Source organism: Caballeronia catudaia (genome assembly GCF_001544755.2).
Classification (GTDB): Bacteria; Pseudomonadota; Gammaproteobacteria; order Burkholderiales; family Burkholderiaceae; genus Caballeronia; species Caballeronia catudaia.
This window is the reverse complement of record NZ_FCOF02000004.1, coordinates 246,129-262,675: the sequence shown is the minus strand read 5'-3', so window position 1 is coordinate 262,675 and position 16,547 is coordinate 246,129. Positions and strand designations below refer to the sequence as shown.

14 protein-coding genes are annotated in these 16,547 nt (G+C 62.3%); 9 read left to right on the top strand and 5 right to left on the bottom strand.

Features of this window, described 5'->3' with window-relative positions:
- Positions 1-20: 20 nt before the first annotated feature.
- The gene (gene ehuB / locus AWB75_RS06680) at positions 21-875 is read right to left on the bottom strand and encodes an ectoine/hydroxyectoine ABC transporter substrate-binding protein EhuB (protein ID WP_061123276.1); all 855 of its coding nucleotides are present in this window, start codon (positions 873-875) and stop codon (positions 21-23) included.
- Between the two features lie 226 nt (positions 876-1,101).
- On the opposite strand from ehuB, the gene ehuR reads away from it, so the two are divergent.
- From ehuR to AWB75_RS06635, 9 genes are all read left to right on the top strand, one after another.
- The gene (ehuR, locus tag AWB75_RS06675; RefSeq protein ID WP_061123275.1) at positions 1,102-2,499 is read left to right on the top strand and encodes a MocR-like ectoine utilization transcription factor EhuR; all 1,398 of its coding nucleotides are present in this window, start codon (positions 1,102-1,104) and stop codon (positions 2,497-2,499) included.
- 90 nt (positions 2,500-2,589) lie between these two features.
- A complete protein-coding gene (gene eutB, locus AWB75_RS06670; RefSeq protein WP_061123274.1) occupies positions 2,590-3,555 on the top strand; it encodes a hydroxyectoine utilization dehydratase EutB in 966 nt (321 codons plus the stop codon).
- 4 nt (positions 3,556-3,559) lie between these two features.
- A complete protein-coding gene (locus tag AWB75_RS06665) occupies positions 3,560-4,564 on the top strand; it encodes a cyclodeaminase (RefSeq protein WP_061123273.1) in 1,005 nt (334 codons plus the stop codon).
- A gap of 11 nt (positions 4,565-4,575) precedes the next feature.
- Positions 4,576-5,793, top strand: a complete 1,218-nt coding sequence (doeA, locus tag AWB75_RS06660) for an ectoine hydrolase DoeA (RefSeq protein WP_061123272.1) — start codon at positions 4,576-4,578, stop codon at positions 5,791-5,793.
- A 4-nt stretch (positions 5,794-5,797) separates the two neighbouring features.
- On the top strand, positions 5,798-6,820 hold the full coding sequence (doeB, locus tag AWB75_RS06655) for a N(2)-acetyl-L-2,4-diaminobutanoate deacetylase DoeB (RefSeq protein WP_061123271.1): 1,023 nt from the start codon (positions 5,798-5,800) through the stop codon (positions 6,818-6,820).
- Position 6,821: 1 nt separating this feature from the next.
- A complete protein-coding gene (locus AWB75_RS06650; protein WP_061123270.1) occupies positions 6,822-7,301 on the top strand; it encodes an Lrp/AsnC family transcriptional regulator in 480 nt (159 codons plus the stop codon).
- Between the two features lie 818 nt (positions 7,302-8,119).
- Positions 8,120-9,598 carry an NAD-dependent succinate-semialdehyde dehydrogenase gene (locus AWB75_RS06645; RefSeq protein WP_061123269.1) on the top strand — a complete coding sequence of 493 codons (1,479 nt, stop codon included), beginning with the start codon at positions 8,120-8,122 and terminating at the stop codon, positions 9,596-9,598.
- A 46-nt stretch (positions 9,599-9,644) separates the two neighbouring features.
- Positions 9,645-11,063, top strand: a complete 1,419-nt coding sequence (locus AWB75_RS06640) for an aspartate aminotransferase family protein (protein WP_061123268.1) — start codon at positions 9,645-9,647, stop codon at positions 11,061-11,063.
- Between the two features lie 123 nt (positions 11,064-11,186).
- On the top strand, positions 11,187-11,513 hold the full coding sequence (locus AWB75_RS06635; protein ID WP_061123267.1) for a hypothetical protein: 327 nt from the start codon (positions 11,187-11,189) through the stop codon (positions 11,511-11,513).
- Between the two features lie 63 nt (positions 11,514-11,576).
- On the opposite strand, the gene pqqA is transcribed toward AWB75_RS06635, so the two are convergent.
- The 4 genes from pqqA to AWB75_RS06615 form a co-directional block, all read right to left on the bottom strand.
- Entirely contained in the window at positions 11,577-11,651 is a 75-nt protein-coding gene (gene pqqA, locus AWB75_RS06630; RefSeq protein WP_008353049.1) for a pyrroloquinoline quinone precursor peptide PqqA, read from the bottom strand.
- 375 nt (positions 11,652-12,026) lie between these two features.
- On the bottom strand, positions 12,027-12,260 hold the full coding sequence (locus AWB75_RS06625) for a DUF2795 domain-containing protein (protein WP_061123266.1): 234 nt from the start codon (positions 12,258-12,260) through the stop codon (positions 12,027-12,029).
- A 134-nt stretch (positions 12,261-12,394) separates the two neighbouring features.
- Positions 12,395-15,316 carry a bifunctional diguanylate cyclase/phosphodiesterase gene (locus AWB75_RS06620; protein WP_061123265.1) on the bottom strand — a complete coding sequence of 974 codons (2,922 nt, stop codon included), beginning with the start codon at positions 15,314-15,316 and terminating at the stop codon, positions 12,395-12,397.
- A 175-nt stretch (positions 15,317-15,491) separates the two neighbouring features.
- Complete coding sequence (locus tag AWB75_RS06615; RefSeq protein ID WP_200822933.1) at positions 15,492-16,544, bottom strand: GlxA family transcriptional regulator; 1,053 nt, start codon at positions 16,542-16,544, stop codon at positions 15,492-15,494.
- Positions 16,545-16,547 lie beyond the last annotated feature (3 nt).

Below are 16,547 nucleotides of genomic sequence, written 5' to 3'. Positions count from 1 at the left end.
GCGTTGCGATGCGCGAATGCTCAGCCGGCGCACAGTTCCGGCGCCTTCTTGGTCGTGACGTTGGACTTGTCGAAGCCGAACGGCGCGACCGTCTTCAGATGATCTTCGGTGCCGAGCCATTGATGCAGCTCCTTGTTCACGGCGTCGCGCAGATCGGTGTCTTCGGGGCGGAATGCGAGCGCGCCGTAGCCAGTGTGTTTCGGATCGTCGTTGAACTGGCTGATCGCCTCGACCTGCGGGCCGCCCTTCGATGCGAGACCCTTCATCGTGAGCGCGGTGCCGACGGCGGCATCGGCGCGGCGCGCGCGCACCGCCTGCAATTGCGCGGTGGTGTCCGGAACCTGCAGGATCTGGTCATCCTTGATGCCTGCCTGACGCGCATAGCCGAGCTCGGCCGTTCCTGCCATCACAGCAAGTTTCGTGTCCGGTTGCCTGGCGACATCGGCATAGCTGTGCAGATTCTTCGGATTGCCTTTCATCGTCAGCAGCGTATCGGGGATCTGGTATTGCGGATCGGCGAAGGCGACCTGCTTGCAGCGCTCGGGCGTGATGTACATGCCCGCCGCGATCACATCGAAGCGGCCGGCTTTCAGGCCCGGAATCAATGCGCCCCATTCGGTCAGCACTGCATCGACCTTCTTCACGCCGAGCTTCGCGAACACCTTCTTCGCGATCTCCGGCGATTCGCCGGTCACGGTGCCATCGGGCGTCGTATAGGCGAAGGGCGTTTCGTTCGCATAGCCGATGCGCACTTCACCGGTGCGCTGAATGCGCTGCAACGTGGTTTCCGCGCTCGCGCTCGTGGCATAGGCGGCGAGGCTCGCTGCCGCGACGCACGCCGCCGCCAGCATTCCAGACAGTCGCTTCGTGTTCATATCGTTCCCGTATTGATGGTTCTTCAAGCGTGGTCGAATGGGGCGGCGATACAGATGAGAGACCGTGGAAAACCCTTACTTCGAAGGGCTTCGACGACGCTCGTTGCATAGCCACCGACGCAGAATACAAAGCCATATATTTGTTCCGATTGCTCTAGGACAATTATTTTCACGCGCATTTTTGCGCCACTATTGCGCAAGGAACCCGGCAAGCGAGGAGCAGGACGTGAATGAAAGATGGCGCGACGCCGTGCGAACGGTGCAGGGCGTGCAGTCCAAATACAAGCGGCTGGTCAAGGCAATGGCCGCCGATATCGAAAGCGGCGCGCTGGCATCCGGCGAGCGCTTGCCGCCGCAACGCGAAGTCGCAGCGGATCTCGCGATCAGCGTGCAGACCGTCACGAACGCCTACAAGGAACTCGAAAGGCAAGGGCTGATTCGCTGCGAAGTGGGGCGCGGCAGCTTCGTCGCCGCGCGCGTGACCGAGACGATGTCCACTTACATGCTCGATACGGCCGAGCGCTCCGTCGTCGATTTTTCGATCGCGCGCATCGTGCATACGCCCGAGCACGACGCGATGTGGCGCAAGGTCTGCGCGACCTTGTCGACGATAGACGATCAGCCGTGGATACGCGCGTTCCGGCCGATTGCGGGCTTCGACAGTCATCGGCAGGCGGGCGTCGAATGGCTCGCGTCGCTCAACATGCCCGCGAAGGTGGAGACGCTGCTCGTCACCAATGGCGTCGCGCACGGCATCTTCACGGCGTTGGCGTCGATCGTCGGTCCCGGCGATACGGTGCTGTGCGAGAGCCTCACGGACCACGGCGTGATCGGCTCGGCCAACGTGTTGGGGTTTACGCTCAAAGGTCTGGAGATCGACGAGTACGGCATTCGCCCCGAGCACTTCGAGGAAGTCTGCGACAGCGAACGCGTGAGCGCGCTCGTCTGCACGCCGACGCTGAACAATCCGACCGTCGCGTTGATGCCGGATTCGCGCCGCCGCGCGATAGCGCGCATTGCAGAGCGCTATGGCGTCTATGTGATCGAAGACGATGTCTATGGCGCGCTGCCCGCTAAGACGCAGACGCCGATTGCGAGCCTCATTCCCGAGCTCGCGTTCTACTGCACGAGCATGACCAAGTCTGTCTTGAGCGGCTTGCGCACCGGCTTCATGACGGTGCCGCGCCGTCTCGCATTGCGTGCGGAAAGCGTGTTGCGCGTGAGTTGCTGGATGGCGACATCGCCGATCGCGGAAGTCACGGCGCGCTGGATCACGGACGGCACCGCGCAACGCCTCGTGCAGATTCAGCGCGAACGTCTTGCGGCGCGGCAGAGCGTCGTGCGCGAATTGCTCGGCGAATATGTGCTCGGCAGCCATCCGAACGCGCTGTCGGTGTGGCTGCGCGTGCCGGACGAATGGGAAGCCGAACGCATCACGCGTGAATTGCGCAATCGCAATATCGCGGTGACGTCGCCCGATCCGTTCCTCGTGCGCGGCGCCGAGCGGCCCAATGCAGTGCGGCTTTGCGTGGGCGCCGAAGTGGGCGACAGCACGTTCCGCGCGGCTGTCCAGACCATGCGCGAAGTCTTCGGCCAATACCCGCACGTGCACGATTTCAATTAGATCGACGTGATTGAACTAGGACAATCGAAAACGATTTTTTAGGACATTAGACTGGATTGCATCGTTACCTCGAACGCAATCCGGTCTCACATGTCCGCACTCACACTCGCCGATGTCTACCGCGCCCGCCAGCGCATCGAAGGACGCGCACTCGTCACGCCGCTCGTTCAGTCGATGGCGCTGTCGCGCGTCGCGGGCGTGCCGGTTCATCTGAAGCTCGAAACGCTGCAGCCCACCGGCAGCTTCAAACTGCGCGGCGCGACCAATGCGCTCGCGCAGATTGCGGAGGAAGGCTGCACGCGTGTCGTCACCGCATCGACGGGCAATCATGGCCGCGCGGTCGCACATGCGGCGCGTGCGCTCGGCATCGAAGCGGCCGTGTGCATGTCTTCGCTCGTGCCGCAGAACAAGGTCGATGCCGTGGCCGCGCTCGGCGCGCGAGTCGTCATCGCCGGCAAGAGTCAGGACGATGCGCAGATCGAAGCGCAACGTCTCGTGCGCGAAGAAGGCTATGCGTTCGTGCCACCGTTCGACGATGAGCGCGTGATCGCGGGACAGGCCACCATCGGCCTCGAAATTCTCGAAGCATTGCCCGATGCGGCGAGCATCGTCGTGCCTTTGTCGGGCGGCGGGCTGTTCAGCGGCATCGCGTTCGCGGCGAAGCATATTCGACGCGACGTGAAGATGATCGGCGTGTCGATGGAACGCGGCGCCGCGATGCACGCGAGTCTCGCGGCGGGCAAGCCCGTGTTCGTCGATGAACTCGAAACGCTCGCCGATTCGCTCGGCGGCGGCATCGGCCTCGATAACCGGCATACCTTCACCATGACGCGCGATCTCATCGACGACGTCGTGCTGCTCGATGAAGTATCCATCGCGCGCGGCATCGTGCATGCGTATCGCGAAGAGCGGCTCGTCGTCGAAGGGGCGGCGGCGGTCGGCATGGCAGCGCTGCTCGACGGCGCGATCGAATCGCAAGGCGGTCCGATCGTGATTGTCGTGAGCGGCAGCAACATCGATATCGAAACGCATCGCCGCCTGATCGGAGCGGCCTGAACCCATGTCCAACATCGAACTCTCCACCGTGCTGCTCGGCCAGGCGCAATTGCGCAAGCTCGTGCCGCTCGATCTCGACGCGATCGAACAAGTCGAAGCCGCGTTCAAGTCGCTCGCGACCGAAGCCGTCGCGATGCCGCCCATTCTGCGTCTCGACATTCCCGAGCATGCAGGCGAAGTCGACGTGAAAACCGCTTATTTGCCACGCTTTAAGAGCTTCGCGATCAAGGTCAGCCCGGGCTTCTTCAACAATCCGTCGCTTGGCCTTCCGAGTCTGAATGGCCTGATGCTGGTCTTGTCGGCGCGCACGGGTCTGACGGAAGCCGTGCTGCTCGATAACGGTTATCTCACTGCGGTGCGCACGGCGGCTGCGGGCGCGGTCGCTTCGCGCTGGCTCGCGCGCAAGGATGCGAAGCGCGTGGCGATCATCGGCGCGGGCGAGCAGGCGCGCTTGCAACTGAAGGCATTGCGTCTCGTGCGCGACATCAATCATGTGACCGTGTGGGCGCGTGAGCGTGATCGCGCAATGCAATTCGCACGCGATTGCGAAGGCATCGATTGCGATGTCGCGGACACCGTGAGTGACGCGCTGAAACATGCGGACATCGCCATCACGACGACGCCGAGCCGCGAGCCCTTGATTCACGCATGCGACCTGCATCCCGGCCTGCATATCACGGCGATGGGATCGGACGCCGAGCACAAGAACGAAATCGCGCCGGACGTGTTCACGAAAGCGCGCTATGTATGCGACCGCTTACAGCAAGTGCGTGTTCTGGGTGAACTGCATCACGCGATCGAAGCGGGCGTGACCCATGCTGATACATCTTATGCCGAGCTGGGACAGGTGATCGCGCAACAAGTCCCTGGCCGAACGAACGATGAAGAAGTGACCGTGTGCGATCTCACCGGCACTGGCGCGCAGGACACCGCGATTGCAACGCTTGCGCTTCAGCGTGCCCGCGCGGACAAGGCAGGAACCATTTTCCACAACGATGTGACCGCTTGATAGAGGGGACGATGTCCGAAATCATGCAACAGAAGAAAGGGGAGGCGCCCGTGGTACGCCTGCCGTTCGAGCGCAGCGAATACGACGCGCGTATCGCGAAGACGCGGCGCGCGATGGCGAAGGCGGGCATCGATCTGCTGATCGTGACCGACCCGACCAACATGGCGTGGCTCACGGGTTACGACGGCTGGTCGTTCTACGTGCATCAGTGCGTGCTGCTCGCGATGGATGGCGAGCCGGTCTGGTACGGCCGCGGTCAGGATGCGAACGGCGCGAAGCGCACGGTGTTCATGGGGCACGAGAATATCGTCGGCTATCCGGATCACTATGTGCAGTCGACGGAGCGTCATCCGATGGATTACCTCTCCACTGAAGTTATTGCCGCGCGCGGGTGGGATAACCAGCGCATCGGTGTGGAGATGGACAACTACTACTTCAGCGCGAAGGCGTATGCGTCGCTGACGCAGCATCTGCCGAACGCGAAGTTCGTCGATGCGACCGCGCTCGTCAACTGGCAGCGCGCGGTGAAGTCGCCGCGCGAGATCGAATATATGCGCGTGGCGGCGCGTATCGTCGAGAAGATGCATGCGCGCATTCTCGACAAGGTCGAGCCGGGCATGAAAAAGAGCGATCTTGTCGCGCAGATTTATGAAGCCGGTATTACGGGCGTCGAAGGTTATGGCGGCGACTATCCGGCGATCGTTCCGTTGTTGCCGACAGGTTCCGACGCCGCCGCGCCGCATCTCACGTGGGACGATTCGGCGTTCACCGCTAATGCGGGCACGTTCTTCGAAATCGCGGGATGCTTCAGGCGTTATCACTGCCCGCTCTCGCGCACGGTGTATCTGGGCCGCCCGCCGCAGCATTTCATCGAGGGCGAGAAAGCGGTCGTCGAAGGCATCGAAGCGGGTCTTGCCATGGCGAAGCCGGGCAACAAGACCGAGGACATCGCCAAGGCGTTCTTCGCGGTGCTGGCCAAGTTCGGCATCGAAAAGAATAGCCGCTGCGGTTATCCGATCGGCGCGAGTTATCCGCCGGACTGGGGCGAGCGCACGATGAGTTTGCGTCCAGGGGACAAGACCGTCCTCGAACCCGGCATGACGTTCCACTTCATGCCGGGGCTGTGGCTCGACGACTGGGGCCTCGAAATCACGGAGAGCATCCTGATTACGGACACCGGCGTGGAGACCTTCTGCAATACGCCTCGAAAATTGTTCGTGAAGGAGTAACACGATGCGCGCGTCACCGATCAGCCCGACCGTCGATTTCGACGCCGAAGGCGTTCAGCACGGCTTTCTGAAATTGCCGTACTCGCGCAACGATTCCGCGTGGGGCGCCGTGATGATTCCGGTCACCGTGATCAAGCACGGCGACGGACCGACCGCGTTGCTCACGGGCGGCAATCACGGCGACGAGTATGAAGGCCCGATCGCGCTGGCGAAGCTCGCATCGACGCTGAAGGAGGGCGACGTGCACGGCCGCGTGATCATCGTGCCGTTCATGAACTATCCCGCGTTTCGCGTGGGTTCGCGCACCTCGCCGATCGATGCCGGCAACCTGAATCGCAGCTTTCCCGGCCGGCCGGACGGCACGGTGACGGAGAAGATCGCGGATTACTTCCAGCGTCATCTGTTGCCGCTCGCCGATTACGTGCTCGATATTCACGCGGGCGGCCGTACGCTCGACTTCCTGCCGTTCGCGGCGATCCACGTGCTGAACGACGCGACGCAGCAATCGCGTTGCGAAGCCGCGATGCGTGCGTTCGGCGCGCCTTATTCGATGCGCATGCTCGAACTCGACAGCGTCGGTCTTTACGATAGCGCTGCGGAGGACGCGGGCAAGGTGTTCGTATCGACGGAGCTGGGTGGAGGAGGATCGTCGACGGCGAAGAGCGTTGCGATCGCGGAGCGTGGCGTGTATGGCTTTCTCGCGTATGCGGGCATCATCGAGAAGTCGGTGGTGCAGGGCGAAGCGCGCACGACGACGCTGCTCGATATGCCCGATGGTTCGTGCTACACGACGAGCGAGCATACCGGCTTGCTGGAGATGTGCCGCGACCTCGGCGACATGGTGAGAGCGGGCGACGTGCTCGCGCGCGTGTATGACATGACGCGCACGGGCGAGCCTGCGGTTGAATATCGCGCGAAACGGGATGGACTGCTTGCGGCTCGGCATTTCCCGGGGCTGGTTCAGACGGGCGATACCGTTGCCGTGGTTGCGGATATCGTCGAACGCAACATTGCCGTGAGCGTGTAAGTTGATCAAGCTCGACCGCTACGATCTCGCTATCCTGCGCATTCTTGCGCGGGATGGGCGCATTACGAAATCGCGTCTTGCCGAAGAGGTGAATCTTTCCATCTCGCCGGCGTGGGAGCGCGTGAAGAAACTCGAAGAAAGCGGACTGATACGTGGCTATCGCGCGGATATTGATTGGGCGGCTGCTTTCAAGGGCAGCCGTATCGTCGTGGAGGTGACGCTTTCGCGTCATACTGCGCAGGATATGCGGCGGTTTGAGGAGCGGGTTTTAGCTGCGTCTGAGATCGTGCAGTGTTATGCCACCGGGGGTGGGGTGGATTACGTGCTGCATGTCGTGGCGCGGGATATCGATCACTATCAGCGGTTTATCGATTCTTTGCTCGTCGAGGAGTTGGGGATCGAGAGGTATTTCACTTATATCGTGACGAAGGTGGTCAAGGATGTTGGCGAGGGCTTGCCGGATTTTGACGATGTCGTATGAGTTTTTTTGGTTTGCTGTCTGATCCCGTATTCGTGTCGGTTTATTAGCACTGCCCCTGTGCGGGGCGGCAGTCACTTTCTTTGCTCGGGACCAGAGTAAGCGCTAAAGCGCCAACTCTGGTCGACGCAAAGAAAGTAACCAAAGAAACAGCTAGCCCCAGCCTAAGCGCTTCATGCCGGCCGCGGCACAGAACTACTCTCGCGGTCCGGCAATAGCGAGTGCCCTCACAAAACTCACGCGGCTTGGATCGCGCACGGTCCGTCACGTCGCACCGCACGACCCACTGGTTCAGCACGATTTAGCTCCGGCCCGCTTCGCGGCCGACCGGTCATCGGGTCTGCGTGTGCGTGTGCATCCGCGTGCTTTCCCTTGCATACCCGACGGCAGCGCGTAGCGCTGTGCCGATGCTATTTCGTGCTGAACCAGTCAGTAGTGCGGCGCGATGTGACGGACCGTGCGCGGTCCACGCCCGATAAGACCCACGAGAACACTCGCTACTCTGGGGGCCATTAGGTCGATCGCCTGTGCCGCGGCCGGCGTGAAGTGCTTAGGCTGGGGATAGCTGCTTTCTTTGCCTACTTTCTTTGCAGCAGCAAAGAAAGTAGGTGCCGCCCCGCACAGGGGCAGAGCAAATAAACCGACACGAAATCAGGATTCCATAGAAGCCGAAAAACCCAACGCAACCGCGATTCAAACAGAAAAAACATCAACCATAGCGACCGATAACAAAAAACTCTCGACCACGAAGACCGTAAAGTAGACCACATCGAATCAAACGAAAAGCGACGGCCCGCAAGGGCAAAAAAGGAGCCAAACCCATGCTGCTAGGCCACCCCATCCTGTTCAAATCGCTCTGCTATATCGACGGCCGCTGGGTCCACAGCAACAGCGCCGCATCGATCGCGGTAACGAACCCTGCCGATCAGAATGTCATCGGCCATGTCCCGATGCTCGACAAGGAGCAGATCAAAAGCTCCATCGATGCCGCCGATCGCGCATTCCAATCCTGGCGCTGGATGCCGCAACAAAAGCGCAGCGCATTGCTGCTCCGCTGGCATGAACTGATCATGCGTCATCAGGCCGACCTCGCAGGTATCCTGTCGCTCGAACAAGGCAAACCGCTCGCCGAATCGAAAGGCGAAATCGCCTACGCAGCGAGCTTCATCGAATGGTTCGCAAACGAAGCAAAGCGCCTCACGGGCCGCACGATCCCGACGCACATCGACGGCGCGCATCTCGGCACAGTGATGGAACCCGTCGGCGTCGCCGCGCTCATCACACCCTGGAATTTCCCCGTCGCGATGATCACGCGCAAGGCCGCAGCCGCCATCGCCGCAGGCTGCACGGTCGTCGTGAAGCCAGCGCACGAAACGCCTTTCTCAGCGATTGCACTCGCGCAACTCGCCGAAGAAGCAGGCTTCCCGCCAGGCGTATTCAACGTCGTGATCGGCGAGCCGCAAATGGCGATGGAAACGCTCGTCAGCGATACCCGCGTGCGCGCCGTCAGTTTCACGGGGTCGACACGCGTCGGCAATCTCGTCGCGCAAACGGCGGCGCAATCGGGCATCAAGAAGCTCGCGCTCGAACTGGGCGGCAATGCGCCCTTCATCGTCACCGACGACGCAGACCTGGAACAGGCCATGCGGGTCGCAGTGGGCGCGAAGTTTCAGACGTCAGGGCAGGATTGCTGCGCTGCAAACCGCATTCTCGTCGCGCGTCCGCTCTATGAGCAGTTCGTCGAACGCTATACGGAAGCAGTCAAGGCGCTGAAAGTAGGGACGGCGTTCGAAGCAAATGTCGATGTCGGTCCGCTGATGCATCAGGCCGCATTCGATTCGACCGTCGCTCGCGTCGATGATGCGAAAGCGCAAGGCGCGCGCATCACCGTCGGCGGCAAGCCGCACGTCCTCGGCGGCTGGTTTTATGAACCGACCGTCGTTGCCGATGCCAAACCAGGCATGCGCATCTACGACGAAGAGAACTTCGCGCCGATCTCCGCGATTTCTCCGTTCGATACGCTCGACGAAGCCGTCACACTCGCCAACGACACGGAATATGGCCTCGCGGCGTACATCTGCGCGTCGCGCATCGACACGATCTTCCAGCTCGTGCGCCGGCTCGATTTCGCGATGGTGTCGGTCAACGGCGTGAAATTCACCGGTGCGCCGATTCCCTTCGGCGGCATGAAGGCGTCGGGCCTCGGCCGCGAAGGCGGTGCGGAAGGCTTCGAGCCCTTCGTCGAAACGAAATACTTCTGCCTCGGCAATCTCGGCCTGCCGCTCACGAGCGCCGCCTGAAAGCACTATCCTCAAAGACACGCATCACCGAATCAAGGAGAAGCACATGACCCAGCAAAAACAATCGCTCGACCAATTGTTCGCCGAAGACCGCGCGCACTTCATGCACCCGTCCACGCACGCGCAGGATCATGCGAGCGGTGCGCTGCCCGGCAAGATCGTGACGGGCGCGAAGGGCATTCGCATCGAAGATCATCAAGGCAAGAGTTATATCGATGCATTCGCGGGCCTCTATTGCGTGAATATCGGCTATGGCCGCACCGAAGTGGCCGACGCAATCTATGAGCAGGCGAAGAAGCTCGCGTATTACCACACGTATGTCGGCCACTCGACCGATACGATCATCGAACTGTCGTCGCGCATCATCGACTGGTCGCCCGAAGGCATGAAGAAGGTGTACTACGGCATGTCGGGGTCGGACGCGAACGAAACGCAGATCAAGATCGTCTGGTACTACAACAATGTGCTCGGGCGTCCTAACAAAAAGAAGATCATCTCGCGCGAGCGCGGCTATCACGGCTCGGGCATCGTGACGGGCAGCCTCACGGGTCTGCCGAGCTTTCACCAGAACTTCGACCTGCCGGTCGACCGCGTGAAGCATACGGTGTGTCCGCACTGGTATCGCAAGGCGCCGGCGGGCATGAGCGAAACGCAATTCACCGCGTATTGCGTGCAAGAGCTGGAGAAGCTGATCGCGAAGGAAGGCGCCGATACGGTCGCCGCATTCATCGCAGAACCTGTGATGGGCACGGGCGGTATCATCGCGCCGCCGCAAGGTTACTGGGAAGCGATTCAGGAAGTGCTTCGCAAGCACGACATCCTGTTGATCTCCGATGAAGTCGTGTGTGGTTTCGGACGTCTCGGCTCGAAGATGGGCGCGCAGCACTTCGGCATCAAGCCGGATCTCATCACGGTCGCGAAGGGTCTCACGAGCGCCTATGCGCCGCTGTCGGGCGTGATCGTCGGCGAGAAGGTGTGGGACGTCATCGAGAAGGGCTCGAAGGAGTTCGGCCCGATGGGTCATGGCTGGACGTACTCGGGGCATCCGATTTGCGCGGCCGCGGCTATCGCGAATCTGGATATCCTCGAACGCGAGAATCTCACGCAGAATGCCGCCGATGTCGGCGCGTATTTGCAGCAGCAATTGCACACGGCCTTCGATGCACATCCGCTCGTCGGCGAAGTGCGCGGCGCAGGCATGCTCGCGGCGCTCGAGTTCATGGCCGACAAGGACGCGCGCAAGCCCTTCGATCCGGCGTTGAAGGTCGGGCCGAAGGTGTCGGCGGCGGCGCTCGAGCGCGGCGTGATCGCGCGTGCCATGCCGCATGGCGATATCCTCGGCTTCGCGCCGCCGCTCGTGACGACGCGCGCCGAAGCGGACGAGATCGTCGGTATCGTGAAACAGGCTGTCGATGCGGTCGCGAATGAAGTCATCGGCTCGGCGCTCGCAACGCAAGCGGTCTGATCTTTCTCGCAGTAGTAGTGGTGGCACGGCCCGCGCAATAACGCGGGCCCTTTTATTTTCGATGGCACTGGAATGCGCGTTGCTCAACGTTCATCGATTGGCGCACGAAAAGGAGAAGCCACCATGAGCAATAGCGAACAGGAAACGAAGAGCACCGACAAGCCCTTAGGCGATGCAGGCAGTGGCGCGAGCGGCGGCGGTTCCATCGGCAATACACCGGGGCCGGGGTCCGCGACGGGCGGGGATCCGAAGCAGGGCGTGCGTCAACCGAATGCAGGGGAAGTCGAGCCGGAGAATCGTCGTCTGGATCAGCATCCGCATCAGACGGCGGAAGTGCCGTATGGGTCGGGGAACGGGCCAGAAATTGCAGGCAAGGGCGGCCTCGATGCGCAGAATGCCGATCAGCCCGATCCGGTGAACAAGCATACCGAACCCGTGCGGGGCGGTTGAAAATAGACGGACTGCACGCGCAAAACAAAACGGCCATTAACATGGCCGTTTTGTCATTTTCGATTAGCGCGTCGCAATATACATCGTTATCTCAAAGCCGAAGCGCATATCGGTGAAACTCGGCGTTTCCCACTTCATAGAGCCTCCTTGTGCATTGATTGGCCAGACGGATGCCGGGCCATTGCGCGGTTTCCTGACAGGCGCCGTGCAACGACGCGCACCCAGATCGACGCACTCTCCATCCTAGCGCACATGTTCGCGTGCGCGATTGGAAATTGCACTGGCGTTCATTTAATTTATTTATAGCGGCCGGGGGCGATTTCCCGAATCGTCCGGCGTAGTACCGATTTTGTCGCGCGCATTAGCGGGATCGGTTGCCCGTGCCTCTCCCGGCCGAGGGATAACCCTTTCTACGTCTTCGATACCGATGTTGCTCAGATTGTTTCCTCCCGGCGCGCGCGGCTTATCGTGCGTATCGGGCGCTGCAGGTTTTTCAGTCATTACATTTTCCCCTTATTCCGCTCGCGTCGCTTCCCGCAATACCGCGTCGGCGCTGTCGAAATTGCGTTCGCTGATCTTGTTGAGCACGGCTATGACTTCGCCGTCCGCGCCATTGCTCTTTGCCAGTGCCACGAGTTTTTCCTTGCCCATCGGATACTCGGCGCCTTTGAGCGCGCGTGCGATTTCTTCTGGACGCGGCTCATCCGGATGCCGGTGATTCTGCGAATGCGCGGGATGCTGGGACATTTCTGCCTCCTTTTCGACTCGACGATAACGCATACTAATCAGCAACACGCGTACCCGTCGCCAGGATCGCTCGATGCTGAATCGTCAGTACGGTTCACGATGGGCGGCATGCCTTGATGCGGCGGTTGAGTTTGTTATAGCAGCGCGCTTGCCGTCGTCGCGCGCGGTGCGAGCGAGGCGCGCGTCAGCGCCTCGAGCGGCAGCGGCTGGTCGAAGAAATAGCCTTGCGCCTGCGCCGCGCCCATGTCGCGCAGCACGGCGAGCGTCGCCGCATCTTCGACGCCTTCGGCCACGAGCGTCAGATCGAGCGACTCGGCCATGCGCACGATCGCCCGCACGATCGCGCGGCTGCGCGGGCTTTCCGTCAATTCGAGAATGAAGGACTTGTCGATCTTGAGTCCCGTGAATTGATACTGGTGCACATAGCTCAAAGACGAAAAGCCCGCGCCGAAGTCATCGAGCACGACGGACATGCCGTTGTCCGCAAGCCGCTGCATCGTGCGCCGCGCGAGATCGGGTTCGGCGACAAGCGCGCCCTCGGTAAGTTCGAGACATACGCGCGATGGCGATACGCGATAGCGCCGCAGTAGCGCGAGCACATCGTCGGCGAACTCGGGGCGCGTCATGCTGTAGCTGGAGCAGTTCACATGCACCGGCGGCCAGTGCGCAAAACGTGCATTCGAGAGAATGGCGGCGACGCGTTCGAGCATATACAGATCGAGCCTGCCGATGAGCCTCAGGCCTTCCACGGAAGGCAGAAATTCGGCCGGCCCGACGATGCGTCCATCGGGCTGACGCCAGCGGATCAGCGCTTCGAGCGCGACCACTTCGCCGCTCTTCACATCGACGATGGGCTGGAAGTAGGGCAGCAGCTCGTCGTCGCGCTTGATCGCATTGCGCAGCGCGCCTTCGCGTTCCACCTGGTCCGACACCTGGCGTCGCAGTTCCTGATTGAACACGACGAAGCTGTCGCGGCCCGCGTTCTTCACGCGATACATCGCGGTATCGGCGTCGCGCAAGAGGTCGGCGGGCTCGGTGTGGAACTGGCTGTCCGCACTCACGATGCCGATGCTGCACGACGAAAACACCACATGCTCTTCGATATGAAACGGCAGGTCGAACGCAGCCAGAATGCGCTTGGCGATCGACACCGCATCGCGCACCGATGCATTCGGCGACAGAACGGCGAACTCGTCACCGCCCAGTCGCGCGAGCAGATCCGACGAACGCAGGCAATCGCGCAGGCGCGCGGCGGCCTGCACGAGCAGCATGTCGCCGAAGTGATGGCCGAGGCTGTCGTTCACGACCTTGAACCGATCGAGGTCGATGAACATCACCGACAGTTCATCGCCGCGTGTCTGATAGTCCCGCCACGCGGAGCGCAGCTTTTGCATCAGATGGCTGCGATTGGGAAGTCCTGTCAATGAATCGTGCGAGTTCTCGTAGAGCAGGCGTGCGTTGACGTCGTCGAGTTCGCGCGTGCGGGCCTGCACGCGCGCTTCGAGCTCGAGATTCGCGGCATGCAGGGCTTCGGCGTCGCGACGGCGCGAGAGCGCGGTATCGATATGGCGCGACACGAAGGTCAGCAATTCCTGATCGCGCAATGAATAACGCACGAGCGGCGAATAGCTTTGCACGGCAAGCACGCCACGCACGACATCGCCGTCGAAGAGCGGAATGCCGAGCCACGAACGCAGGCGCACGTCGCTGTGCTCGGTTTCGAACGCGCCTTCTTCGATGAGCCGCAACGCTTCCGAATGGTCGATGAGCCGCGCGCGCCGCTCGCGAATCACGTATTCGGTGAGGCCTCGCTGATTGCGCCGCGGCGCGGGACGTTCCTGCACGATCTCATCGACGTAATACGGGAACGATACTTCGCCCGTTTCCGTTTCGAAGAGCGCGATATAGAAATTGCGCGCATAAAGCAGTTCGCCGACGATGCCATGCAGGCTGCGCAAAAACTCCAGCGTGTCGCCGGGCCGGCTCGACAATTCTGCGATCTGATAGAGCGCAGCTTGCAAATGCTCGGAACGTTCGCGCTCCGCAATGCCATGACGCAGCGCCGCATTCAGCTTCGACAGTTCCGACGTGCGCCGCGCCACCTGCTCTTCGAGATCGGCGCGGTGCAGGATACGGTCGAGCGCCATCGCCACGTGCCGCGCGACGACGAGAAAGAGCGCGCGGTCTTCGGCCGTGTAAATGCGCGAGACGTCGTAGACCTGCATCGCGAGCATGCCGAATACTTCGTCGCTGGCGTTCTTGAGTGGCGCGCCCATCCAGTACTCGGGACGATCGCCGATGCAGTAGTAGCGGGCCGCGCGCTCGGCCTCGCAAATATCGTCCGCGGTGATGAAAAGCGGTTGCCCGCTCGTGAGCACCTGGCCGGTCATCGAGAGTCGCGCCGGATTCAGGATGTCGTAGTTCTCGGCGGCGACGACATCGGTATCGATCACGTCGACGTAATACGGATACGTGATCTTGCCGGTCTTGCGGTCGTAGAGCGCGAGATAGAAGTTCTCGGCGTCGATGAGCGTGCCGAGTCGTTCGTGCACACCGCGCAGGAAATCGGCGCGCTCGGGCACGGAGCTCGCCAGATAAGCGATTTCGTACAGCACGCGCTGCGTGAGCTGCGCGCGTGCAAGGGCGTCGGACTGCACGCGCTCGCCGAGCGTGCGTGCGAGGTCGGCGAGACGGTCATCGTTACGGTGCGTGGCGGGCGCGAGGAGCCAGCCAAGCACGCTCTCGCCGCGCCCGGTCGGCCAGCAATGCCAGCCATGCGCGGCGCACGTTTGTTCGAGCCGCTCCTCGGCGATGCCCAGCGGCCATTCGTTTCGGCCGGGCAGCGGCGCATCGCCGCGTCGCTCCAGATGCAACTGCTCGCCCGCGCGATACCACGCCCATTGCTGGGGGCAGCCCGTCGCGGCGGCTTCGCGCAGCAAGGCGTCGATCGATGGCGCGGCGCAGGCGCGGCTCGTCTCGCCGCTTGCCATCGCGGTTGCGGACTCGACCGCGGTTGCGCGGGCAACCGGCGCGTCGTACGCGGGAAACACACTCATCGGCGCTCCAGGCCATATTGCCGCCACGGCGGGCGGTTCTCGTTCAGCGACTGCGCTCGCACGCCGCCCGGGGCGCGCGTCTCAAGCAAACGTTCTAAATGGGCTAACGGCACGCAGCTTACAGGCTTGAGTACGCAGGACAAAAAAAGCCCGTCGGGCAAGGCGTTCGGACATTTCATTCCGGCTGAGCAGCGGCCGCGCCGTGCGCGGTAAATCGTTCGCGATAGGCCTGCGGCGACACGCCGAGCGAACGCAAGAAACCGCGCCGCATCGTTTCTTCCGTGCCGAAGCCACAGCGCGCGGCAACGCGCTTCACCGGCAACGTCGTATCGCCGAGCAAGCGCCGCGCCGCTTCGAGACGCATGCGCTCGATCGAGCGCGCGGGCGTCGTGCCGGTTTGCGCGCGGTAGTGGCGCACGAAGCTGCGTTCGCTCATGCCGACGCGCGCAGCCAGCTCGCCGACCGACAGATCCGCCGCGAGATTCTCGGCGATCCACGCGTGCAGTTCGCAGAAGCGCTCGCCCGATTTTTGCAGCGAGAGCGCCGCGCTGAACTGCGCCTGCCCGCCGGGGCGCTTCAGGAACACGACGAGATGGCGCGCGACATCGAGCGCGAGCGCGCGGCCCAGATCTTCTTCGACGAGCGCGAGCGACAGGTCGATGCCCGCCGTGACGCCGGCCGAGGTCCAGATGTCGCCATCGCGGATGAATATCGGGTCGGACTCGACGCGCACCGCCGGAAAACGCGTGGCCAGTTCCGCACAGCGCGTCCAGTGCGTGACGGCGCGCCGCTCGTCCAGAAGTCCGGCCGCGGCCAGCAGAAACGCGCCGGTGCAGACCGACGCGGTGCGCCGCGCATGAGCCGAGCGCGCGCGCACCCATTCGACGAGTGCGCGATCCAGCACCGCCTGATGCACGCCCCAGCCGCCCGCGATGATCAGCGTGTCGCAGGCGTCGGCCGCATCGGGCAACGCCTGTCCGACAAGCCCCAGTCCCGCCGATGCGCTCACCGTGCCACTTTTCGATACCACGCGCGGGCGATACGGGCGCGGCAGGCCCCCGGCCATCGCCAGATCGTTCGCGGACGCAAAAACCTGCACCGGGCCGGCGACATCGAGCAATTGGACGTCGGGGAAGGCGAGCACGTCGATGATGCGCGGCGTATCGGATTGCACGGCGGTCTCCCTGAGATTTGGCGTAAAACGTGGGGCATGTGTCGATTTCGCCATAGC